Source organism: Cellulosilyticum sp., assembly GCF_982396655.1.
The window spans coordinates 1-23,764 of sequence record NZ_CEVXFV010000027.1 but is presented as its reverse complement, the minus strand read 5'-3'; the positions used below and the strand labels follow the sequence as shown (position 1 = coordinate 23,764).

19 protein-coding genes and 1 other annotated feature are annotated in these 23,764 nt (G+C 33.8%); of the genes, 4 read left to right on the top strand and 15 right to left on the bottom strand.

What is annotated here, in order from left to right; translation table 11 throughout:
* The first annotated feature begins 223 nt into the window (after positions 1–223).
* Positions 224–418: a hypothetical protein gene (locus AC1VAQ_RS12305; RefSeq protein WP_302595999.1), complete on the top strand. Its 195-nt coding sequence runs from the start codon at positions 224–226 to the stop codon at positions 416–418.
* A 42-nt stretch (positions 419–460) separates the two neighbouring features.
* Complete coding sequence (locus AC1VAQ_RS12300) at positions 461–904, top strand: hypothetical protein (protein ID WP_303243910.1); 444 nt, start codon at positions 461–463, stop codon at positions 902–904.
* A gap of 108 nt (positions 905–1,012) precedes the next feature.
* Here the strand turns inward: AC1VAQ_RS12300 and AC1VAQ_RS12295 are convergent, their stop codons facing one another.
* From AC1VAQ_RS12295 to AC1VAQ_RS12225, 15 genes are all read right to left on the bottom strand, one after another.
* Positions 1,013–1,627, bottom strand: coding sequence for a TetR/AcrR family transcriptional regulator (locus AC1VAQ_RS12295; protein ID WP_302595997.1), 615 nt, complete (start codon positions 1,625–1,627; stop codon positions 1,013–1,015).
* A 22-nt stretch (positions 1,628–1,649) separates the two neighbouring features.
* Complete coding sequence (gene sigH / locus AC1VAQ_RS12290; protein ID WP_302595996.1) at positions 1,650–2,294, bottom strand: RNA polymerase sporulation sigma factor SigH; 645 nt, start codon at positions 2,292–2,294, stop codon at positions 1,650–1,652.
* Between the two features lie 177 nt (positions 2,295–2,471).
* On the bottom strand, positions 2,472–3,449 hold the full coding sequence (locus tag AC1VAQ_RS12285) for a DUF4097 family beta strand repeat-containing protein (RefSeq protein ID WP_302595995.1): 978 nt from the start codon (positions 3,447–3,449) through the stop codon (positions 2,472–2,474).
* Positions 3,442–3,762, bottom strand: coding sequence for a PadR family transcriptional regulator (locus tag AC1VAQ_RS12280; RefSeq protein ID WP_302595994.1), 321 nt, complete (start codon positions 3,760–3,762; stop codon positions 3,442–3,444). The genes AC1VAQ_RS12285 and AC1VAQ_RS12280 overlap by 8 nt, the downstream gene beginning before the upstream one ends.
* Positions 3,763–3,990: 228 nt before the next feature.
* Positions 3,991–5,061: an HD domain-containing phosphohydrolase gene (locus tag AC1VAQ_RS12275; RefSeq protein ID WP_302595992.1), complete on the bottom strand. Its 1,071-nt coding sequence runs from the start codon at positions 5,059–5,061 to the stop codon at positions 3,991–3,993.
* Positions 5,062–5,320: 259 nt separating this feature from the next.
* Positions 5,321–9,379, bottom strand: a complete 4,059-nt coding sequence (locus AC1VAQ_RS12270) for an MSCRAMM family protein (RefSeq protein ID WP_302595991.1) — start codon at positions 9,377–9,379, stop codon at positions 5,321–5,323.
* A gap of 536 nt (positions 9,380–9,915) precedes the next feature.
* Positions 9,916–12,363 carry a collagen binding domain-containing protein gene (locus AC1VAQ_RS12265; protein ID WP_479903962.1) on the bottom strand — a complete coding sequence of 816 codons (2,448 nt, stop codon included), beginning with the start codon at positions 12,361–12,363 and terminating at the stop codon, positions 9,916–9,918.
* A gap of 170 nt (positions 12,364–12,533) precedes the next feature.
* Positions 12,534–13,796 (bottom strand): hypothetical protein, encoded by a 1,263-nt coding sequence (locus tag AC1VAQ_RS12260; protein ID WP_302595989.1) that lies wholly within the window; start codon positions 13,794–13,796, stop codon positions 12,534–12,536.
* 276 nt (positions 13,797–14,072) lie between these two features.
* Positions 14,073–14,984 (bottom strand): 23S rRNA (guanosine(2251)-2'-O)-methyltransferase RlmB, encoded by a 912-nt coding sequence (gene rlmB, locus AC1VAQ_RS12255; RefSeq protein ID WP_302595988.1) that lies wholly within the window; start codon positions 14,982–14,984, stop codon positions 14,073–14,075.
* 25 nt (positions 14,985–15,009) lie between these two features.
* Positions 15,010–15,453 (bottom strand): Mini-ribonuclease 3, encoded by a 444-nt coding sequence (locus AC1VAQ_RS12250; RefSeq protein WP_302595987.1) that lies wholly within the window; start codon positions 15,451–15,453, stop codon positions 15,010–15,012.
* 8 nt (positions 15,454–15,461) lie between these two features.
* The gene (cysS, locus tag AC1VAQ_RS12245) at positions 15,462–16,877 is read right to left on the bottom strand and encodes a cysteine--tRNA ligase (protein ID WP_302596122.1); all 1,416 of its coding nucleotides are present in this window, start codon (positions 16,875–16,877) and stop codon (positions 15,462–15,464) included.
* A 33-nt stretch (positions 16,878–16,910) separates the two neighbouring features.
* Positions 16,911–17,654, bottom strand: coding sequence for a serine O-acetyltransferase EpsC (epsC, locus tag AC1VAQ_RS12240; RefSeq protein ID WP_334306941.1), 744 nt, complete (start codon positions 17,652–17,654; stop codon positions 16,911–16,913).
* A gap of 90 nt (positions 17,655–17,744) precedes the next feature.
* Positions 17,745–17,999: a binding site (T-box leader), on the bottom strand.
* 287 nt (positions 18,000–18,286) lie between these two features.
* Positions 18,287–20,131 (bottom strand): methyl-accepting chemotaxis protein, encoded by a 1,845-nt coding sequence (locus tag AC1VAQ_RS12235; RefSeq protein ID WP_330697491.1) that lies wholly within the window; start codon positions 20,129–20,131, stop codon positions 18,287–18,289.
* A gap of 27 nt (positions 20,132–20,158) precedes the next feature.
* On the bottom strand, positions 20,159–20,299 hold the full coding sequence (locus AC1VAQ_RS12230) for a hypothetical protein (protein ID WP_302595985.1): 141 nt from the start codon (positions 20,297–20,299) through the stop codon (positions 20,159–20,161).
* Positions 20,300–20,322: 23 nt separating this feature from the next.
* On the bottom strand, positions 20,323–20,592 hold the full coding sequence (locus AC1VAQ_RS12225; RefSeq protein ID WP_302595983.1) for a hypothetical protein: 270 nt from the start codon (positions 20,590–20,592) through the stop codon (positions 20,323–20,325).
* A gap of 297 nt (positions 20,593–20,889) precedes the next feature.
* On the opposite strand from AC1VAQ_RS12225, the gene recJ reads away from it, so the two are divergent.
* Both recJ and AC1VAQ_RS12215 read left to right on the top strand, forming a co-directional pair.
* Positions 20,890–22,560 (top strand): single-stranded-DNA-specific exonuclease RecJ, encoded by a 1,671-nt coding sequence (recJ, locus tag AC1VAQ_RS12220; protein WP_302595982.1) that lies wholly within the window; start codon positions 20,890–20,892, stop codon positions 22,558–22,560.
* A 223-nt stretch (positions 22,561–22,783) separates the two neighbouring features.
* The gene (locus AC1VAQ_RS12215; protein ID WP_302595981.1) at positions 22,784–23,713 is read left to right on the top strand and encodes an alpha/beta hydrolase; all 930 of its coding nucleotides are present in this window, start codon (positions 22,784–22,786) and stop codon (positions 23,711–23,713) included.
* Positions 23,714–23,764 lie beyond the last annotated feature (51 nt).

Genomic DNA, 23,764 nt, shown 5'->3' with positions numbered 1-23,764 from the left:
TTTTGTTATATATAGAGATTATAACATTTTCCTATAAAATTGCAAAATATTATTAACAAAACTTCTTTATATTAAATTTTATAAAAACAGTTATTATGTATTTTTTTATCCTTCTTTGTAACATTACTTCCAAAAGGTTCATACTTTATAGTAGAGAAAACTACGCGGCACGCCCGCTTCTCTATATGTGTTAGTACACTTATAATGTTTAGGAGGTATTTCTATGGGATTTCAACATGACTTAGCTTGTCTCGTAAATCAAAAAACAATTATTCATTCTGATCGTTGTAGCTTTTGTGTTATTATCTGTCAAGTTTGCCCTTGCTATATAAGAGCAATTGAACTTGGTAGTGGTAATATTAGATACTTTAACTTTGACCGTATCGATTTTATCGAAGAATGCTTACCTCAATGCTAATCTGACCCAAATAATATTCTAATTAAATAAGGAGGACTTAATATGAGTTGTTGTAAAAATAACGGAACATTTTTAACACGTTCTTTTGATGATGATTTCTGTGGCAGAAATCATAAAAAATGCTGTAACCGCCATGATTGCTGTGATCGCCATGATTGCTGTGACCGCTGTGATCGTTTCCACGACTGTGATGACTGTGATGATTGGGATGACTGTGATCGCTTCCAGGATAATTGCCCAGGTATTTCTTGCCCAAATATTAACAACAATGATTGTAGCTGTAAAGATAGCCTTAGAGAAGTTGCTTGTAAATTAACTAATCAAAGAGTTATTATCCATGTTCAAGGCTGTAGAATGTGTGTTGTAATCGTTAGTATCGGTAAATGCTTCATTAAAGCAATTAATCCTTGTTCTCAAAAGGTTATATACTTTAACTTAAACCGTATCGACAATATTGAAGATGTCTTACCACGCTGTAATTTCTAATCTTTTATCCCCTAGCCCTTTTAGGGCTAGGGATTATTTATTTTCTAAAAAAGTCTTCTAAAAAAATAGGGCTGTTGCACTAACAACCATAGTTAATGCAACAGCTCCTTATTCCTTAATTTGTTCCACTTCTAATATCTTTCTGATACTTTGATATAAGTGTGGTTTTAATTCATCTATAGGCTTAGGTTGTTCTAATAAAATAGAACTATAAGCTGTACTTCCTACTAATTCTACAATTAAAAACAATGTGACCTCTGGATCTCCGAGATGTGTACCACCGCTATTGGCACCCTTCATAAACATATGATAAAAACTCAAAGACTTATCCTCTTCTTCTACCATCTGTGTAAGTGCTTTTTTATAGACTCCCCAAGATAAATCTTTTGAAATCATCTTTACTAAGAATTTATCCTTTCTAAGATCTTCAATAACGTGGTCAATCACAAAAATCACTTGCTCTGGAAAGCTTTCTATCGTTTCTTTATTGTTTAATGCCTTTAGTGCTTCTCCAAATAAAGCCGTTGTTTTGCGAATAATAAGTTTATCCCTAATATCATACTTATCTTTAAAATATAGATAAAAGGTTCCCTTTGCCACACCAGCTTTTTCTACAATATCATTAATAGCTGTATTATTAATCCCTTTTGTTGAAAATAATTCAAAGGCTGTATTAAATAGTGCTTCTTGCTTTTTTCGCTTATTTTCCTCTGCTTTACCCATTTACCTCATCCTTACCCTACATTTACTTACTAATACCTTCTAATTTCTTTTTGATTCTTTGCAGTGCATTATCTATTGCCTTAGGTGTTTTGTCCATCTCTTTTGCAATCTCATGGTAGTTTTTACCATCAATATATGATTTTAGTACTTTGAGTTCCATCTCACTTAAAACTTTGGAAATATATTCATTAAGCACTTTAAAATTTTCCTCATTAATCACTTCATCTTCTGGTGAAAATTCTTCTTTGCTTTTTAGAACATCCATTAAAGTAACGCCTTCTTCATCTTCTTCTCCGCTTTTGTTAACTGGAAGATTTAGTGAAATACTTGTATTTAGGGGCATATGTTTCTGTCTAGTAACCGTTTTAAAAGCTGTGCTAAGTTGTCGCGTTACACATAACGTTGCAAAAGATTTAAAGCTTGCTTCTCGCTCTTTATTGTAATCATTAATGGCTTTAAATAATCCAATCATCCCTTCTTGTATTAGGTCTTCTTTATCCGCTCCTACACAATACGTTGTCTTTATTTTATGACGTACGAACTTTTTATAACGTTGTACTAAAATTTCTATAGCTTGTCTATTATTATTTCTATAGGCTTCTATTAATGCTTCATCCGTCATATCCTCTAACTCTGCTGCATTATAATGTGTCTCTAATATAGGCATAGATTTCTCCTCCCATCACTGCTTGTGACGTAGCTCTCAAACTTTGTCATATTTTTAGATATTATTTTTAGTATACAGCAAATACACTAAAAAGAGAAGTAGTAAAGTTAAAAGTAAATCCTTCCAAAAAGAAGAGAGGTTGCCATTTTAGGCACCCCTCCTTTATTTATTTAAATTCTATTTAAATTCAATTTCTGTATCGCCCATACCATTGCTTACTACAATTGTATTTGGTGCCTTATTATCTTCTTTTACCTCTCCCATGCCTTCATGCTTTGTCCCAGCAATCTTAATACTGCCCATGCCTCTATCTATATCATAATTATAATCTTGTCGCTTTCCTGTTAAGTCTAACTTAACATCTCCCATCCCATTATCAATATTAATGTCACCCTTTATAGTACCTGCTATTTTTGCGTCCCCCATGCCTAATTCCACATCTATTGTTTCACAGATAACTTCCTTTGCATCAAAATCACCCATACCATTTTCTACTACAATATTGGCTGCTGTAAGATTTGTAACTGTACTATCTCCCATGCCTGAGGCAATATTTACTTTATTAAGTGCTACACCCTTTGGTACATAAATGGTCATGCTATTTTGTCTATTTTTAAATTCTTTAGTATTTCGTTCAACACATATTAAAGTATCATTTTTAACCTCATAGCTCATCTCATCAGAAGATAAGTAATGGATTTCTACTTTATAATCTTCTCCTTCTACAATTTGGACTTCCATCATATCAATTTCCACATCTATATTCTCAAAAGACTTTAGCACCTTATCTACATCTGTATACCCAACTTTACCTTGCTGACTTATTATATTTCCCTCATTATAAGTACTACTTGAAGACCTATTTAAAATAGAGCCCACTACAATAATGCATAATACAACGCCAAGTGCTATCCATATCGGCATCTTTCCTTGTTTTACCTTGTTCTCTCGCTTATCTTCTCTTATGCCGCCATCTGCTAAAATCTGTTTTGCCACTTGCTCAGGATTCCCCAGTTCCTTTAATACTCTTGCTTCATTTTCAATGCCAGCTTCATCAAAATACTCCTCATAATATCTAAGTGCAGCACTTACTTCCTCCTCCGGCATTGGTGTAAGATTGTCTCTTAATCTTTGTAAAAACTCCTTTTTATTCATCCTTACTACCTCCTATTAATACATGATCTATCTTATCTTTATATACATTCCATTCTTTAATCTGTTCACATACTCTGACTTCTCCATAAGGTGTAATACGATAGTACCTTCTATTTCTCCCCTGATATGGCGCATCATATGTTTCTAAGCACCCTTCCTTTTGCAATCTTCTAAGCACTGGATATAATGTAGATTCTGATACATCAATTGCTTCTCTAACTTCTTGAGTTAGCTTATAGCCATATGTCGCCTCTCCCCTTAATAAGGCTAATACACACGTTTCTAACAAACTACCTCCTATTTGAAATGCCATAAACACGCCTCCAGTCTTTCATATTTTTGCTTATCACATGTTGCTTACTTGTCAGTTACTTCTAATACTATTTATTTTTCTATATTATATGGCGTATAATATTGTATGTCAATACTAATTATTTCAAATATATTGAATTTTTATTCTTTAAAAACAAAAAAAATATGGAGATGTCGCGAAATAAATATTTTCGCAGCACTCCATATTTTTAATCTAATATACGTTATACTAATTCTTTGATTGCATCTTTAAATGTCTTTCCTCATCTTGTATGCCTTCTTTTATTTGCTCAGCCACATTATAAAATTCATTTTTAATATTAATAAAGGCATCTACAATAACGGGATCAAATTGTTTACCGCGCCCCATAATAATAATATCGCAGGCCATTTCATGAGACATAGCTTCCCTATATATGCGATGTGAAATAAGTGCATCATATACATCTGCTACCGCCATAATACGTGCACTAAGAGGGATTTTTTCTCCCTTAAGGCCATAGGGATAGCCACTGCCGTCATACCACTCGTGATGACTTCCTGCAATCTCTTTAGCAATATTTAAATAATTTTGAGAAGGTGTAATCTCTATAATCTTTTCAAGTATCTCTGCCCCTACAATTGTGTGCTGTTTCATCTTTTCACACTCTACAGGTGTCAGTTGGTCTGGTTTTAATAAAACAGCATCACTAATCCCAATCTTTCCTATATCATGAAGGGGTGCACTTCTAACAAGCTTTTCTATATAGCCTTCATCTAATATATCTTGAAACTTACTTTCTCTTTGAAGCTCTTCCGCTAAAAGTTTTACATATTTTCTTGTCCGTTCCACATGTTCACCAGTTTCACAGTCTCTACAGCCTATAAGTTTGCAAAAACTTGTTACAATGCTATCTTCTAATTCCTCCACAACTTCCTCTAAATGTTGCTGATATGCATAAAGCTGCAAATGTGTTTCTATCCGATGTAGCATACTGCTCTTAGCAAATGGTTTAATAATAAAATCTACAGCGCCATATTCAAATCCCCTAGCCTCTATTTCACTACTACTATAAGCTGTTAGAAAAATTACTGGTATTTTGCATGTGTGTGGATTCGCCTTTAAGTGTTTAATTGTTTCAAATCCATCCATCTCAGGCATATCTACATCTAATAAAATAAGGTCTGGAGCATTCTCTTTGCAAAATTCTAACGCCTGCACGCCTGATTTAACTGCACTTACTTTATAATACTCTCTTAATAAATTAGCTGCTAATTTAAGATTTAATAAATTATCATCTACTAGTAATATATGTTTCATATATTTTTCTCCCTACATTTATAAATATTGCCTTATCTATACTCCTATATACTACAATTTAGATTCATTTATATCGGTTTTAGTTTATAAGTAAGTAATGTAATTTTCCTAATATGTAGCTTTTCATGTCATCAATTGAATATATCATAATTTTCAAATTTTTCAAATGTATTATATTGATTAATCTAATTAACAAATTTATCCACTAAAAAGAGCGTTGTGAGCTCCTTAATGATTCTCACAACACTCCTTTTACCACTTATTGTTTTTTCTTTCTTCTATAAAAACTTATACCACTACCTAGTCCAATAAAAATACCACCGAATAACATTTCAAGCGGAATCCTGACATGACTCCCCGTCTTAGGCAACATTTCATCATCTGATACAATGCACGCCGCGTAACCTGGTGCATCATTCATACTTGCATATTCTTTAACAGACTGATCCGCTGCACTGTAATTCTCTTTATTTTCTTCAAGGGCAATATCTGCTTCTTGTGGTGTGATAGGTTTATTATCTTCCTTATATTCATTATATTCTATATCGCCCTTCTCTTCCTCATGCGTAGTAGTGGTTGTTCCATCATCTTTATCTTTATCTTTATCCGCTGGTTTATCATCATCCTTCGGCTTTGTTTTGTTAACTAATATAAGTTCTTGTTCATCCTTCTCTTGAATCTGAATCTCATGTAATCCCTCAATTAAAAGATAGCCACTCGGTGCCTGTGTTTCTTGAATATAATAAGTCCCATACGGGATATTCTCAAAATAAGCAATACCATTTTCATCTGTCTCTAGCGTTCTAATAGTCTGGTAATCACTATTTAATAAGCTAATCATAGCACCCTTTAAGTTTTTTTGACTCTCATTAACTTTAATAACTTTTATGCTTCCTCTAATTGACTCATTTCTTATTTCACTTACCTGAGTTAATGTACTGTCTCCTTGAACAATAATACTTGCAGGTGCTTCCTTCTTAATTTCCACCTCGTAAATCGTATTAGAAAGCATATATCCAGTTGGCGCTGCTATTTCTTTTAATAAATACTTACCTAATGGAATCTGCGTGAAGGTTACTAAACCATCCTTATCACTTGTCTTAGTCCAATTCTTACTCTCATCTTTGCTACTGTATAACTTAAAGACTGCCCCTTCTACTGCTCTTCCTTCTTGGTCTAGCTTTTTAAACTCTAGACCATTTTTAATAAGTGTATTTTCAACGGTTATCTCTCTAGTCTCAGCATGGGTTAATGTAATCTTATCTAGGGCTCCCATAAGCTGCTTATAACCGCTTGGTGCCTTACTTTCAGTTACTGTATACTCTTTATTTAAAGGAATGTCTTCAAAAAGAGCAACACCCTCTTCATTCGTTTCTGCCACGAAGCTTACTTTACCATCACTTAAGATAAATTCTGCACCAACTAATGCTTTCTCCGTTTCTGCATCAATCTTACGAATCTTTACTGTTCCCTTCTTCTTAGTCACTTTACCCCAGCTATCTGAAAACTGAGTTTTTACAGGTTCACTTGTTGCCTCTTCTACTTTTTCCAAGGTTGCCCCCTTCAGAGAAACAGTGTTCGTATAGTCAGCTTCTGATTTAATCGTCACAACATCCGTATTAAATACAAGCTCATAACATTCATGAATTGTAATATCCTTTCCAAAGCTAAATGTAAAAGTATTTGTATCTGCACGGTATGTTACATTCTTAGCATCAAATGCTACAGCTTCTCTATTCTCCTCATCAATGGCTCCCGTTGATGTAATGGCTACCTTATAAAGCTTAATACTATCTGTATCTAATTTTAAAGCTTTACTAATTACATCCGTTATGACTACATCTGTTATCGCTACCTGATTAGGGTTAATTACGATTTTCCACTCTATAGGCTCATCTATACTCGCCTGCTTACCACTCTTTAAAACAAAGCTATTATTGAGTGTCTTCTCTGCTTCACTTGAAACACCGCCTTCAACAAGCGTTGGACTTGTAATAGTTGCTTTGTTACTTATCTTCGCTTTCTCTCCTGGTTTATAGATTACCTCTGGATTAATCTTAGTTTTTAAAACAACTGTATAAATAGCATCTATTGTCTCTAAAGGTGTTCCCTCACAGCTATACGTTAGCTGCTGTCCTTCCGCTACATTAATGATTTCTGGCTGCTTAGAGGCATAATTCGTCACACTATCTAAACTTTGTTTGCCATTACTATATTGCTGCTTCGTTTCATCATATGTAAATTTACCTCTTAAGATTTTAAAAGAACCTTCAACATATTGCTGTCCTTTTGGTATCACATCCGTTATGACTAAATTCTTTATTGATAACCAGCTCTCATTAATAACAATAAGCCATGTGGCTGTTCCTGATGCATAATCATACTTTCCAATCTGCTTATTAATAACTGTGCTCTTGATTGGAACTACAGCATAGGCAGTCGTATGCATCTCTTTCTCGCTTTCTCCATCCTGGGTATAAACATCTACATTATTCTTATATGTTGTTTTTGGATTATTAGTGCCATATACATTAGGGTCTGTTACTACTGTATCAAATTGTATCATGCATTCTTTCGTTAACTGACCACTAATTGTACATTCTAAAATCCCTTCCTTTAGTTTGTTTTCATCATAACTAGCTTTTAAACTCGTATGAGGTATAGCTGTTTCTGCGGTGCCTATCTTGGTTCCTTCTACACTTATTGAATTCTGGTCTAATGCCAAACCAGCTGGTATCTTATCTACCATTCTTGCTTTTGTTAGTTCCACATTATTAGCATTGACTATAACATTCCAAGTAATTGTATGATTTGCTTTATTATAGCTTCCAAACTTTTTAGTAGCATTTATACTTACCTTTCCACTTGCACAATCATAATATTTATGCACTGTTTCATCTATTCCCGTACCCAAACCTGTAAATTCAGCATAATTAATATACTCTATATATTTTCCTATATCCAAACTCTGCTTATCAACAATCTTAGTAGCATACGTAAATACATACGTATTATGATCTTCTTGTGGTCCAAATTTATATGTCATCTTTCCCTGATACGTTAATGTCTGCATATTATTATTTTTATCTTTGTAGCTTATTTTACCTGTACTATTGGAATCATAATCTAACTTAACAGTCTTGTTATTAAGTTTAACAGTCTCTTTCATTAATTCTGTTCCCTGAGGCAAGTAATCCATAAAATTCCATCCTGCAATATTACGATGATTACTATTTACAGTGACTGTCCAGTTAATTTTCTTGATATACTCACCATTTTGTATTGTTTCAACTAGTTTTGCTGACTTTTTAATCCACTCTACTACAATTGTTGTAGAAGCTGTGGCATCTTCTCCTGTTAAATTACATTCTGTGCGATCGACTAGAGAAGCTGTATTTTTAATTTCTTTAGAACTATTCTCTACGTCATAAACCTTGTCATTAATCTCAGTTATCACCCTAAAAATACATTGCTGATTAGCATTTAATTTAGGAACTTGTATTCTTATAATTGTTCGTCCATCTACTTCTATGGGTTTTTCATAGTCATTATACGCTTCATCATCTTTTTCTACACCCTTAAATGTCAGTTCATCACAATTAAAACTCTCTTTAACAATGGCACCTTCAAGTCCTTTGTTTCCTGCTTTTACAATAACCTTCCAAGTAATAGTGCCTGCTGCTTCATTTACCTGTTCTACACTTTTTTCAATAGTTGGAGGTGTCTCCTCTTTATCGCCTTCATCATCGCCCTTAAATGTTAGGTTCACACCAATTTCCTTTGTACCAACTTCAAAGGCTACTCTCTTTGTCCCCCCCTCTTGTATACCACTCTCATCTATCTTAACACCTATCTTAAATCCTAGTGTCGCTGTATCATATGCTTTTAATTCTTCATTAAATCTAATTGTCCCCTCACCAGTTTCAGCCTTAAATTCGCATATACCCACTTCTTTTATGTTCTGTTCTTCATCTTCCACTCTCAAAACAATATTCTCATCTTTAATAAGTTTAAGAACCTCTGGTAATTTAACTTTGATTGCCTGATTAGTACTGATTTCCTTACACTTATCTAATTTAAACTGATAAGCTACTGATATTGTTGAGTTGGTTGTAATTGGATTTTCTGCTGTTCCAATGAGCTGATTATGTTCATCTTTCAATGAGATATCCACTACTTCCACTTCCATGCCGCCTACAAATATCTTACCTGTTGCTTCTGCACTAATTCCCATACCTGTCATAAGCTGAAAAATCATAGCAAGTACTACAAGATATACCCATCGCCTTTTAAAATGCTTTATTGTACCATGTTGCATGTTGCTCCCCCCTATCTTGCTATATTTTGCTACTTTGTTATATCCATAGATTTCACATTTATAAATTTTAGTTATCCATAATTTTTAGCAATGTGAAATCATTAAGAGAAACCTATTTACCTTCATGTATATTTCAAGTTTTTAGTTAGTTTCTCTATATAGATTTCACATTTATAAATTTTAGTTATTCATGCTTTTTAGTCATGTGAAATCATTAAGAGAAACTTATTTACCTACATGTATATTTCAAGTTTTTAGTTGGTTTCTCTATAAATTTTAGTTATCCATAGTTTTTAGCAATGTGAAATCATTTGGAAAAACCTATTTATGGAATTTATAATTTAGAAGTATAGTTGGTTTCTCTATACTATATTGACAAGATATAATTTTTAGTACACAAAAGCACATTTTTGTACAAATAGCTTGTTTTTTTATATATTTTAAAAAGTTCTTTTGCAAGTTATATACTGGCATACTGTAGAAAAACATTAAAAAAGGTCTTAGAATCTCTTTTCTAAGGCCTTTTTACAATACTTTTATTTATAATACTTTCTTCTATAACTTAATAATCCACTACCCGTTAAAATCATTATGCCACCTAATAAAATAATAAACTTTAGTGTAATGTTATCCCCCAGCTTAGGCAATTCTTCTTCATTGACACACTGTAAGCAATTGCCTTCTAACGCCTGGCTATTTAATTCTTGTGGATTCAAACTATTTCTTCCGCCATTATCTATATCTTCCAAACTAGCTTCTACCTTCTCATCTCTATTGCCTTGGTTTTCATTGTTATTAACGGTAGCCTCCTCTGATTGCTGAAGGTTTATACCTTCTTCAATTTCCGTTACTGGTTCATCTCCCTTAGTCACTATCGTTACTGGTCGACTTGGGCTTGGACTTGGACTTGGGCTTGGACTTGGTGCACCACCGCCGCCAGAAGGTGTTTCTTGTTGTTTATTAATTATCGTTGTAACAGTCTCACCTTCACTATTCTTAATGACATAGCTACCATCTTTAGCCACAACTACGCTATAACTTCCTTCATCCTTTACATAATGGCTTGGTGCAGCTATTTCTTTTAAAATATACTCACCAAAAGTAATCCCCTCAATACTTACATTCCCCTTAGAGTCACTTGTTCCCGTCCCTATAACTTGCGTTAACTTCTCACTACTATATAACTCAAATCGGGCACTTTGTAACCCTTCTCCTTCTTCATTTACTTTTTTAAATTGTATATTATATACTTTTTTGCTATTTGTGAAACTATAATATTTTACTTCTCCTTTTTCAGTAAGCTTAACTATAATGGGTTCTTCTTCTAATTTATATCCTTCTGGTGAACTTACTTCTTGAACTGTATATGCCTTGTTCAATCTTAGATTATCAAATCTCACTTTTCCATTTTCATCAGTAGCCTTTTCCCCCTGAATATAACCATTATAGTCAATAAGCCTAAATACTGCACCAGAAAGCACTTGCGTTGGATTGTCTTTATCTACTTTAGTTATCTCAACGCTGCCTCGCACCTTCCCCATAGTACCACCTGAGTTAATAAACGTTGTATCTACCTTATCACTATTAGCTTCTTGTTCTCCTTCAATACCACTACCACTTATATAAGCTGTGTTTGAATAACTGCTTGCAGGATTTTCATCTATTACTTCCGTCTCAAAAACAAGTTGATAACACCGCGCAATAGGTTGCAAAAAACTAAATTCTAGTTTATTCATTTCATTATCATATACTAGCTTATAAGCATCATTATCTTTCAATGAGACTTCTTCTTTAACTGTTAGCGTCCCATCTTCAGTCACATTCATTAAATATAAATGTATGCTGTCCGTCTCTAAGCTCAATCCACTTTCTAATGTGTCTATCACTGCTATATGATCTAATAGCTTTTGATTTTTATTAATTGTAATGGTCCACTTAATAGGCTCATTCGTTGCATCTTGCACGCCTGTTTTGCTCAGGAGCTCGCTATTGATTTCTTGAGTCCCCTTAGCTTTTACCCCTTCTTCTACAATTTCATCACCATATAATATAGCTGTATTTTCAACTACTTTGTGACCTGTTGTGGCTAATAGTTGTTTAGCATATTCCTCTGTCAACTCTGTCTTATACATTATTGTATAAGTCTTACTTATATTTCCTATCCCTATATTTAGCAGGACTTCTTCTTCCTTATCTTCTAAAGTAATACTAGGCACAATATCACTTATACTTACATCTTTCATCTTCTCATAATTATTAGACCCTGCCTTTATTTTCATAGAATTTTCAACATACCTTTGCCCAGCAGGGATTATATCTTTTACTCTAGCATTTGTGATGGACATGGCATTATAATTTACATGTATAAGCCAAGTTATTTCTCTCGTCGCATAATTATATGTGGCACCAATCTTATCTGTCATCCAACTTTTTATTTCTAGTTCACATTTTTCAGGCTCTTCTGTCAAAGATTTTTCATTACTATCATATAGTATTGCTTCATTTACACGTTTAATTGTTCCTAAATTCGTTGTATACAGTTTTTTATTACTTTCTTTTATAGGTGTGTCAAAAACAACCTCATAACTTTTTTTCATTTCTCCAATAAAATTAATCGTTAATTTTTGACCCTCTAATGTATAATAGGCACTTATATCGTCATCAATTATAGATTTTTCCCTACCAATTACTCTGTCCGCTTCTCCCGCCACTTTTATTCGAACACTATCTTCTTTTAATTCGAATTCCTCAGGAATATCATCTATAACCTTACTATCCTTTATGCTCAAGCAACTTTTATTCACTGTAATTGTCCATGTGGCTGTATGATTACTTCTGCTATATTCTCCTGTTTTTTCAATAAGGTTAGGTTCATAGCCTACTCCTTCATAATCATATTGTAAAATATCTTTTCCATCACCTAGTGCTGCATAATTATAAAACATCGCCTTCTTATTAACATTTTCAATACTACTTGCTGTCACTTTAGTTTCATAAGTAAGTTCATAACTTGTATAATCCGCTTCCCCTGGAAATTGATATTGTAATTCTCCAATATAGGTTATATCCTCATCTATTGTAAGTCCTTCCTTACTATATTTTACATGTTCCGTCTGCTCTAAATTATACGGCTTATAAATATACTCTCCCTCAGCTATATTCCCCCTTGTTGAACGCTTCCAAACTCAACTGCGGTGCCATCAGCTCTTCTTAGTTTCACACTATCTGTTACTAATTCTAATCCTTTGGGTAGCTTATCCGTTACAATATATCCACCTATATTACTATGTATGGCATTAATTTTAACCTTCCAACTAATTGTGCGTACACCTGCTGCCTCTGTATTTCCATCCTTACTAATCCATTCTACTTTAACATCTTGCATCGCCTTTACTTCAGGCGTCAAATCATCCCCAGCTTGGTCTATTAGCTTTGCATTATTCGTGAAGCTATGCATCTTACCTGCCTCTTCTTTTGTTAATGCACTATTTTTAACTACTGTTGTAATGAATAGGGTTTTCTTTTTTCTAGCTAACACATCTCCTATATTTATTTCTAGTGTACGTGTATTATCTTGCACATAATTTTTTTCTGTTTTTAATGCAGTTGTATCACCCTCCCAATATGCCTTCTTAAATTCCATTTGCGTTTCGTCGAAATAATCTACAAGTCTTATATTGGAAACATCCTCTGTTCCACCTTGTATATTGATTTCCCATATCATTTCTCCTGTGGATGCATCAAATCCTACACAAGATTTTTCAATAGTAGGTACTTCCGTATTTGAACCCGGATTATCCCCAGTCTTTTTCATATAAACAGGTACTTCTATTTTGACTTCTTCTATTATAAAAGGTAATTTAATAATTTCATCTTCATTATTTCCTGCTTCTACATGAGCTATTGTTTGAATTCCTACTGTAATATCCATAAAATCAACATCTATCGCTTTTATTTTGTCATAAAATCTAATATTTCCTTTACCTGTCGTCTTATCTATTTCACATGTTCCTATTTCTACTTTATCCCCGCCATCTTCGCTACTTGCTATGATTCTACTCATATACGTTTCTTCAGTTGTATTTACTTTTAATGCTTCTGGTAATTCAATTACAAGTGCTTCTCCAGTTGTATAATCCATAGGATTATCTAAATGTATTTTATAATAAACATTAACTATTTCATCATTTGTAATGGCATTTTCTTTATCATTTCCAATGTTTTCTTGCGTTTTCTCTTCATTCGTCTGATTATCCTTAAGTACGATTTCATTAATAATAGCCGTCATTCCTCCTAAATGTTTTGTTACTATACTACTGCCTTCAGCATAAACATTCATTCCTGCAAATAGTTGTAATATAAGAGAAACTACTAACATTAATGTGACTCTTTGTTGCCCCCCTAATTTATGCCTCACATTCATCCCCCCTTAATCTATTTAACTAATCGTCTATATTTCGGAATTTATTGCCATTTGTATATAGTTTTTTATAAATTTTGTATATTTTAACTATATATACAGGGAGAAACCAACTAAAACCTTGAAATATACGTGTAGGTAAATTGGTTTCTCTCAATGATTTCACATGACTAAAAATCATGAATAACTACAATTTATAAATGTGAAATCTATATAATAGCAAAAGTGGCTGTAACAAATTATGAATTCTTTGCTACAGCCACTCTCATGTCTTTATTTAAAATTTCTTTGTCTTACAACTTCATAAACCATAATGCTTGCTGCTACTGAAGCATTAAGCGATGTTACTTTGCCATACATCGGTACACTTACAATATAGTCGCAATTTTCACGTGTAAGTCTAGAGATTCCTTCCCCTTCACTGCCCACTACGATACCGATTGGACCTGTAAGGTCTTCTTCAAATAATGTTTTACCACCCATATCTGCACAAGCAATCCATAAGCCTTCTTCTTTAAGTTCCTTGATTGTCTGTTGGATATTGCTTACTTTTGCTACTTTAGTATGCTCTAAGGCACCTGCTGAAGATTTAGCAACAGTACCTGTAAGGCCTACTGCTCTTCTCTTAGGAATAATGATACCATGTACACCAGCTGTATGCGCTGTACGGATAATTGCACCTAAGTTATGTGGATCTTGAATATTTTCTAAGATAAGAACGAAAGGTTGCTCTCCTTTTGATCTTGCATATTCTAAAATCTCTTCTACACTTACATATTCATGTGCTGCTACATAAGCTACAACACCTTGATGTTTTTCGCGTCCTGTAAGTTCATCAAGTTTAGATTTTTCTACTTCTTGAACTACGATATTTTTAGCTTTTGCCCCACTGATGATTTTAATAACTGAACCTTCTTTTTCACCTTTTTGAACAAGGATTTTATCAATTGTTCTTTCACCTTTTAAGGCTTCAATTACTGCATTTCTACCGAAGAGTACATTTTCATCAATTTCTACTGGTTCAACGTTTTCTTCTTCAAAGCGATTTCTTTTAAAACCACCTTTTTTAAAACCTTCTTTTTTGGAATTATCTTTCTTGAAGTTATCTTTTCTGAAGCTTTCTTCTTTAACGCTTTCTCTAAAACCTTCTTTTTTACCCTTTGGCATATGTTTACCTTTTGTCATTATTGTTTCTCCTTTTTTAAGCCTTTTATTTTGTCTCTGCTTCATGAAGTCGTCTAAGGCCTAAGTCAATTAGCTCTTTAATACGCTCAATTTGTCCATCTATATACAAGTATCCAATGAGGGCTTCTAAACCTGTGGCATGTCTGTATTCTGTAACATCACCATTTTTAGGCACTGAAATGCTTTTCGCATTACGGCCTCTTTTTAAAACAGCCATCTCATTTTCTGTTAAAGCTTCTTCAATAAGGTAATAAATCTTAGCTTGTGCACTAGCTCTTACGAGTTCTCTAGAAGCCTTATGCATTTTATTAACAGGTGCATTTCCTTTGTTGATGACATAAGTACGCACAAACATTTCATATACACCATCACCAATATATGCTAGTGCCAATGGTGAATAACTATTTGCCTTATGGCACATTGGCCCTGATGTTACTTCTAGCAATTTTTCTACTACTGTATTTTTCATATTATCTCCTACACTCTTTTATAGCGTACACCTTCTCTAGTATCTTCAATTAAAACGCCACTATCTTTTAAGAACTCACGAATACGGTCAGCTTCTGCAAAGTCTTTTGCCTTTTTAGCTGCTTTACGTTTTTCAATATACTCTTCGATTTCTGCATCACTTAAGCCATCTTCAGTATCGCCTTTTTGAGCATATAATAAACCTAATATATCGTTTAATTTGTTGAATAAGTCAAGTACTGCTTTAACGAATTGTTTTGAAGCACCTTCTTTAGCATAAGTATTTGCAAATTTAACAAGTTCAAAGATGATACTAATTGCATCAGCTGTATTAAAGTCATCTTCCATTGCTTCATGGAAACGCGCTTCAAAGCCTGGTAATTCTTTAAGAAGATTTTCTTCTTCTGCTGTTAAAGTTTCACTTTGACTATGACTTAATGCAAACTCAAGTGTTGTTTTAGCATTTTTAATACGTTCTAAACTGCTTTTAGCTGATTCCATAAGGTCTGCACTAAAGTTAAGTGGACTTCTATAATGCGCATTAAGCATGAAGAAACGTACGACATCATAACCATACATTTCACCTACATCGCGAAGTGTTTTGAAGTTACCAAGTGATTTAGACATTTTTTTGTTATCAATATTTAAGAAAGCATTATGCATCCAGTAATGTGCAAATTCTGTGCCATTTGCCCCTTCACTTTGAGCAATTTCATTTTCATGGTGTGGGAAGACTAAATCTTCACCTCCTGCATGGATATCAATTGTATCCCCTAAATAGCATTTTGCCATTGCAGAACATTCAATATGCCATCCTGGACGTCCTTGACTCCATGGACTTTCCCAGTATGGTTCGCCTTCTTTTTTAGGTTTCCAAAGCACAAAGTCCATATGATGTTTTTTCTCTTCTGTAAGTGTTACCCTTTCACTACGACCTGCTTCTAATTCTTCAAGTACTTTCTTAGAAAGTTTCCCATAACCTTCAAAGGCTGCTGTATTGTAGTAAACTGTGCCATTTACTTCATAGGCAAAACCTTTTTCAATAAGTGTTTCAATCATTTTAATAATGTTATCCATCTCTTCTGTAACACGTGGGTGATGTGTCGCTGGTGTCACATTAAGGTGTCCTACATCTTTAAGTGTCTCAGCAATATATTGCTCTACGACTTCATCTGTTGTGCGATTTTCTTCATTAGCCTTTTTAATGATTTTATCATCTACGTCAGTAAAGTTTTGAACATAATTTACATCATATCCCACACTTTCAAAGTAACGGCGTACTGTATCAAATACAATATAAGGTCTGGCATTTCCAATGTGAATTAAGTTATAAACTGTTGGTCCACATACATACATACGCACTTTATTTGGCTCAATTGGTTTAAACTCTTCTTTTTGTTTTGTAAGTGTATTATAAATCTTAATCATTTTAATCCCTCTTTCTTCATTATTATACATTTAAATATAGTACATATAACAGGTCTCATCTTGTGTACACTGCTTACATATTTCATCACTAGCATTATCTGGAATATTTTCTTCTTGTAACTTAATATTGGTCTCTAGCTGTGTATTCATCTTTTCAATCACTTCTTCAAGTTCCTTAATGCGACTATTCATCCTGCAAAGTTCCATTTTGATAGGGTCTGGTACATCTACTTGGTCTAATTCTTTGCAAGGGTCTACACGTTTGCCTTGTATTCTTACTACCTTACCTGGTATACCTACTACTGTACTATCTTCTGGTACTTCTTGAAGTACAACGGCATTGGCTGCTATACGTGAATTATCCCCAACTTTAAAGGGACCTAATACCTTAGCACCTGTACTTATCATAACATTATTACCAATAGTAGGATGACGTTTACCATGATCCTTACCTGTTCCGCCTAATGTTACCCCATGATAAATTGTAACATTATCACCTATCTCACAAGTTTCCCCAATGACAACGCCCATACCATGGTCAATAAATAACCCCTTACCAATCTTAGCACCTGGGTGAATCTCTATTCCTGTTAAACCTCTACTAATCTGCGAAATAAGCCTTGCTATAAAGAACCATTTATGTTTATAAAAGAAATGACCTAATCTATGAAACAAAATAGCATAAAAACAAGGATATAAAAGTACCTCTGCACTACTTTTAATTGCAGGGTCCCTTTCTTTAATAACTCGTATTTCTTCTCTTATTATTCCCATCATAATCCTCCATTCTATTACTTAAGCCATATCCATCCTAAGTAATTTATAAGAAGTAATTTTTGGCATAAAAAAAGCCCTCCCTCCATATTCAGAGGCAAGGTGTCTCGCGGTTCCACTCTGATTAAAGCAGCCTTAAAATAATTTTCTGCTTCATCTCTCACCTTTAACGCAGGTCTACGAAATATGCTAGCCTAAGCATTTCTAACCATAATGCTTAAAAACTTTGCTCACATATTTAGCTCCAGAATGCACTTCTTATATGAGTTCTATGAAATCCTCGCAGCCAAATGGATTATTCTCTGACATAGCCTTATATAATACTCTTTCCTTCATTGCTTTTATTTGTATAGCTGTTTTCTTATTAACCATTATATGCAGACTTCTTGTCTGAAGTTGTATAATGTTCTTACTTATTTGTTCCTTGTCATTATAATATACCTTTTTAAGACTTTCAACTCCCCCTGTAAAAAAATATATACATATTCTACTAAATATATCATAAAAGGACATGCTTCTCAAAAAGTTGCATGTCCTTTCTTTCTATAATAACGTCCTTCTATATAACTATATAACGTCCTTCTATATAACGTTTTTTTATATAACGTATAAAGATATAATATCTAAAGCCTTTATTCAGTTTTAAACATTTTAATTGATTCACTAAGCTCAGTTGCCGTAATTGAAGAGGCATTTAACATTTCAATAATCTCTGTCATTGTTGCAAGCTGTTCTTCTATATATGCCGACATCTCATCTGTTGATTTCGATGTATCCTTGGCTGTATTGGCTACATTTTGAATAATTTCAAACATCTTACCTTTAATAGTAATCATCTCTCTATTAAGTAAATCAATTTGTGCCACATTGGAAGATAGATTTTCAATAGATACTGAAATAGCTTCAAATGAATTTCCTGTATTTTTAACAGCTTCATTTTGTGCTTCCACTGTATTTCTTGTTTCCTCAATTTCTTTTACAGCACTCATTGTCTGCTCTTTAACACGGTCAATAAGACTTCTAATCTCACCTGCTGAGTCCCCAGCTTGTTCCGCTAGTTTTCTAACCTCTTCAGCAACAACAGCAAATCCTTTACCACTTTCACCTGCACGTGCAGCTTCAATACTAGCATTTAATGCAAGTAAATTGGTCTGTGAAGAAATAGAATTGATAGTTTCTACAATAGAATCAATTTCAATAGAACTTTTATTGATAGCATAAATTGTATCCTTCACATGTTGTGTTGATTCATTAGTCTGCTCAGTAATTTTTACAAGATGGTCTACTACTTCCATTCCTGCGTCATTAATCTGTTTTGCCTGCCCAAATAATTCATTTACCTCATGAATTGAATCTGTAATATGTGTCATGGCACTTGAAAGTTCATCAAAATGCTCTACCATTTCATCTGTTTGTCTAACCTGCTCTGAAGAACCATTTGATACATTCTCAATGGCATTTGAGATTTCATTAGAGGTAGAAATTGTTCTTTCTGAAACGCCTTTTATTTCTACAAATTTTTCTAGAAGCTCTGTACAAGTTGCTTTTGTAGTCTTTATTAAAGCATTTAATTTATGAATCATGCTATTAAATACACGTGCCATTTGGCCAATTTCATCTTTGCCGTTATCATCACTTTGAATATTTAAATAACCTTCTCCCATTTTCTCAAACTGCTCTGAGAAGTCTTTTAATCTTCTAATGATGTATTTCATACCTATACTACTTATGACAATCCCAACAATTGTAAGTAAAAGTGTTGTAAGTGCTGTACTGATTAATAAATCCCTACTTAATCGTGCTACGCCTACTTTAGATAACACCCCTACTGCCTTCCAGTTAAAAGTGCCTTCTGTAGATGTTAATGACTTAAAGCTTACAATCTTTTTCTCACTCATAGACTGATATTCTAATTCACCTGACTCATTTGCTACCGTAAAGTCTAATAATTCCTCATCTGGTATACTCATGCCAATCATCTCTTTATTTTTATGATGTTGGATAATGCCTGCTTCATCTACAAGCATCATATGCCCAATCTCACCTGTATTAACTTCAGCAAGTACCTCTTCAATTTGTCCTAGTGAAATATCTAATTCTAAAAGGCCTAAAGTTTTCCCATCTTTTTTAATGGATTTGAATAAAGAAATAACCCACTCACCTGTTGCAGCATCAATATAAGGCGGTTCCCACATATATCCATCTTGATTAACGCGACTAGTGTACCAACTTAGTTCTTTTGGTTTTTTCCCATCTGCATAATCACTTGGTGGATACATATAAATTGTTTCATCTGTACAGTAAATGATATTAATAATTTCTGGACTATTTTCTATTAAAAATGCAAAATATGTATTAATTTTATCAATATCTTCCGCCGTTAAATCTTCCTTTATATATTCATAGTTCTCAATAAGATGTGCATTACGCTTTGTATTTTCTAATATGTCACCTAACGTTTTATTTAAAAATTCTATATCCTTATGAATTAAATCAATATATGCCTAACTATTTAAGTTGGCTGATTTATTGTAACTAATTGCACCTAACGTTGTACAGATTGTTACTATAATAATAGTCAGTACAGTAATGATTCTTAATAATAAACTTTTATTGGCAGCTTTATTGCTATTTTGTTCATTCATGCTCTTTCCTCCACTACCTTTTCCTACGCTTTTTCTTTTGGATATATTGAAGCTTGAGATATCTTCCAGTTATCCCCTTCTCTTTCCACTTTGATTTCCATTTCTCTTTTATAGACTGTATTCAGTTCAGTCTCCGTTTCTGTTAAGTATTCAGGTAATCCTTCCTTATAGATTACTTTAAACACCCCTGATATATCTGCCTGCTGGATCCTATCTATATTTGAAATCTTAATGCTATCGATAGCTATTTCGTCTATTTCTATCTTAAGCTTATTGCTATTTACCTGTTTCATGTTCATTCCAGGTATATTATTAGCAATGTTTTTTTCTTTAACAGCTTGAACATAATACTCTTGTGCCTTAAATGCATCAAAATTTCATTTAAAAGTCATCTTATCCTCCTACATCACTTTAAATTATACACATCTATTATTTTCGTCATGTTTACATAAAATATTTATACCCTTGCAAATTTTTTTAATCTATATTTTGTTTAGTACTTTTTTAAGTATCCTTTCTAAATTTTAGTACTAGCATTTATGTTTTCTATGGACTACAATACCTTTATGACTATTAGATAGGAGATTTGTATGAAAGCTATTTTAGAACATGCCCAAAAGAACTATACACCGCAGCAAGTTGACATCATACAAGAAGTTGCTGCAACTTATGACTTATACGATTTCATTGCGGCAATTATTTGTGAACGTAATAACTTTGATTTACATGAAGTAAAAGAATATATTATAGGGACCAAACGCCCTAAGCATTTTGATGGACTTAAAGATATTCATCTTGCCGTTAAGCTTATTGAGGAAGCTATGTCACGTAATGAAAAAATACGTGTCGTTGGCGATTATGACGTGGATGGTGTCACAAGTACATATGTATTACTTTCTGTATTTGAGGCTCTAAATTATCCACACATGGATCACTACCTTCCTGTTCGCGAAACTGATGGCTATGGACTTAATCCTAGCATTGTAGAGGCGGCGCATCGTGCTGGTGTAAAACTTATTATCACCGTAGATAATGGTATTTCTGCTACTGAAGCTGTCGCTCATGCTAAATCCTTAGGCATGACAGTTATTATTACTGATCACCACGAATTACCTGCCATCCTTCCTAATGCAGATGCTACCATTAATCCACATCAAGAAGACTGTGCTTACCCTTATAAAACCTTAGCTGGTGTTGGCATTGCCTACAAATTAGGCCAAGCACTTCTCTCACATTTTAAGGTCAAACCTAGTCCTGCCCTTATTGCACGTATTCAGTCCCTTGTAGCATTAGGTACCGTTTGTGATGTGGCGCCTCTCGTTGGCGAAAACAGACATATGGTTAAAACAGGCCTTAGTGCATTAAATCAAAATGCAATTCCTGCGGCAACAATTATTAACTCTCGTATTTCTGTAGGTACATTAGGTTTCCAAATCGGACCACGTCTTAATGCCTGTGGTCGTCTAGAAAGTGCTGAAACTGCTTTGCAATATTTAATGAAAAAAGATTACAACGACCTCGTCCTTTCTAAAAAACATTTAGATGATCTTAATAAACGTCGTCAAGAAGAAGAAATGGATTCTATCGCCAGAGTAGATGAAAAGGTCTCTCGTATTAGTGAACTACCTGATATTATTATTCAAATTGATGAAACAGCTCATGAAAGTGTTGTGGGGCTAGTAGCTGGTAAAATCAAAGAAAAATATTATCGTCCAACTGTTGTATTTGCTAAAACGATTCATGGAACTTACAAAGGCTCAGGACGTTCTATCGAAGAATATGATATGTTCCAAAGCTTTAAACCCTTCCTTCATCTTATTGATGGTGGAGGTGGTCACCCTATGGCATGCGGCCTTAAAGCCACTTCAATTGAACAAATTGAAGCTTTCGCTGCTGCTGTAAATGCTGCAAGTACACTCACAGACTACGATAAGACCCCTAAAGTTTATGTGGATAAATATATTGAAGATGCACATGATTATGATTTTTTAAAGCTTGAAACGCAACTACGTTACTTCCTACCTTGCGGTGCAGGCAATAGTGCCCCTATTATTTTAGTAAAAAATGCTACGATAAGTGTTTCAACGAAGTACGCCAAAACTTATCGCATCTCTGAGGTAGTCGCTAACTTCGGCACAAAATCTATCTCAAGTACACTTTGGAATGATGATGCTATTCCTGAAGAAGGTAACTTCATTGCAGATATTACACTCTATGTCAATGAAAATGGTTGGCAGATTAAAAATATATATTTTAAATAGAGATATAGATGCAGTCTTTTTAATTTCGCCTTTAATATGATACAATATTATTATGTTTTAAAACTATTTTGTCTTATTTTTTAAGCTTTTGTTTGAGCTATAGAGAAGCCAACTATAACTTTAAATGATACATCACATAAATAGGTTTTTCACATAGCTATAACCTAATGAATAACTAAATTCTATAAAAGTGAAATCTATACTATTTTAAAGGGGAAATATTATGGCTAAAAAAATGCGATGGAAAAAAGTTTTACTTGTTATTTTAGGCATTTTAATTCTGGGATTTATATTGTTATTATTTTTAATCCCTAGCACTATGATTAATGAAATGGCACATAAACATATGGATGTTGAGATATGTAGCCCTAGTAGTTATGGGCTGGATGCTAGTTCCATTAGTTTAGAAACAACTGACCAATTACATCTTGCTGCTTGGCATGTAGAAGCTGAAAACACCAAAGGAACTATTATTTTACTTTCAGGAATCCAAAGCCCTTCAGTTACCGAATTTTTTAGTTACGCTAAAATGTTTGCTGATTATGGATATGATAGTTTATTAATTGAAATGCGTTCCCACGGCGATAGTGAAGGAAATATTGTCTGCTTAGGTATGAAAGAATGGCGGGATGTGAAAGCAGGCGTTGATTTTATATTAGAAGATGATAAGCTTAAAGATTTACCTATCATTGTCTTTGGTACCTCTATGGGGGGTGCAACGGCCTTAATTGCTACAGGAGAAATTCCTGAAATTGATGGTGTAATTAGTTGTTCTGCTTATTCTTCTTGGACAGATGTTTTCACAGACCAAATGAAGCGCTTTGGCGTGCCAGACTTCTTTACAGCTCTCGATAAACCTTTTATTAATGCTTATCTTGGCTTTACATATGGCTTTAATAACTTAAAGTTTACGCCACTAAATGCTATGAAAAAGTTAAATAACAGACCCACCTTACTCATGCATTCTACGCAAGATTCTCAGGTTCCTTATTCAAGCTTTGAACGTCTCATGCGTGTTGCACCTAATAATGTGGAGACTTTTATCAGAGAAGGTGATGCACACTTTATCTGCTTACCTGAGTATGCCACTGACCCAACTATGGATAAAGCATTTAGTAACACGATTTTCACTTTTTTAGAAACTTACTTTTAAAATCGAGTAGGAGGATAACCATTAATTGATTATCCGACCTCTCACACCACC

Bases quoted from the DNA above. Each gene is read 5' to 3' on its own strand.
- AC1VAQ_RS12295 (WP_302595997.1), bottom strand. From the start codon at position 1,627: ATGGGTAAAGCAGAGGAAAATAAGCGAAAAAAGCAAGAAGCACTATTT.
- rlmB (WP_302595988.1), bottom strand. From the start codon at position 14,984: ATGACAAAAGGTAAACATATGCCAAAGGGTAAAAAAGAAGGTTTTAGA.
- AC1VAQ_RS12230 (WP_302595985.1), bottom strand. From the start codon at position 20,299: ATGAATGAACAAAATAGCAATAAAGCTGCCAATAAAAGTTTATTATTA.
- AC1VAQ_RS12300 (WP_303243910.1), top strand. From the start codon at position 461: ATGAGTTGTTGTAAAAATAACGGAACATTTTTAACACGTTCTTTTGAT.
- sigH (WP_302595996.1), bottom strand. From the start codon at position 2,294: ATGCCTATATTAGAGACACATTATAATGCAGCAGAGTTAGAGGATATG.
- epsC (WP_334306941.1), bottom strand. From the start codon at position 17,654: ATGGGAATAATAAGAGAAGAAATACGAGTTATTAAAGAAAGGGACCCT.
- recJ (WP_302595982.1), top strand. From the start codon at position 20,890: ATGAAAGCTATTTTAGAACATGCCCAAAAGAACTATACACCGCAGCAA.
- AC1VAQ_RS12305 (WP_302595999.1), top strand. From the start codon at position 224: ATGGGATTTCAACATGACTTAGCTTGTCTCGTAAATCAAAAAACAATT.
- AC1VAQ_RS12215 (WP_302595981.1), top strand. From the start codon at position 22,784: ATGGCTAAAAAAATGCGATGGAAAAAAGTTTTACTTGTTATTTTAGGC.
- AC1VAQ_RS12250 (WP_302595987.1), bottom strand. From the start codon at position 15,453: ATGAAAAATACAGTAGTAGAAAAATTGCTAGAAGTAACATCAGGGCCA.
- AC1VAQ_RS12225 (WP_302595983.1), bottom strand. From the start codon at position 20,592: ATGAAACAGGTAAATAGCAATAAGCTTAAGATAGAAATAGACGAAATA.
- AC1VAQ_RS12270 (WP_302595991.1), bottom strand. From the start codon at position 9,379: ATGCAACATGGTACAATAAAGCATTTTAAAAGGCGATGGGTATATCTT.
- AC1VAQ_RS12280 (WP_302595994.1), bottom strand. From the start codon at position 3,762: ATGGCATTTCAAATAGGAGGTAGTTTGTTAGAAACGTGTGTATTAGCC.
- AC1VAQ_RS12285 (WP_302595995.1), bottom strand. From the start codon at position 3,449: ATGAATAAAAAGGAGTTTTTACAAAGATTAAGAGACAATCTTACACCA.
- AC1VAQ_RS12275 (WP_302595992.1), bottom strand. From the start codon at position 5,061: ATGAAACATATATTACTAGTAGATGATAATTTATTAAATCTTAAATTA.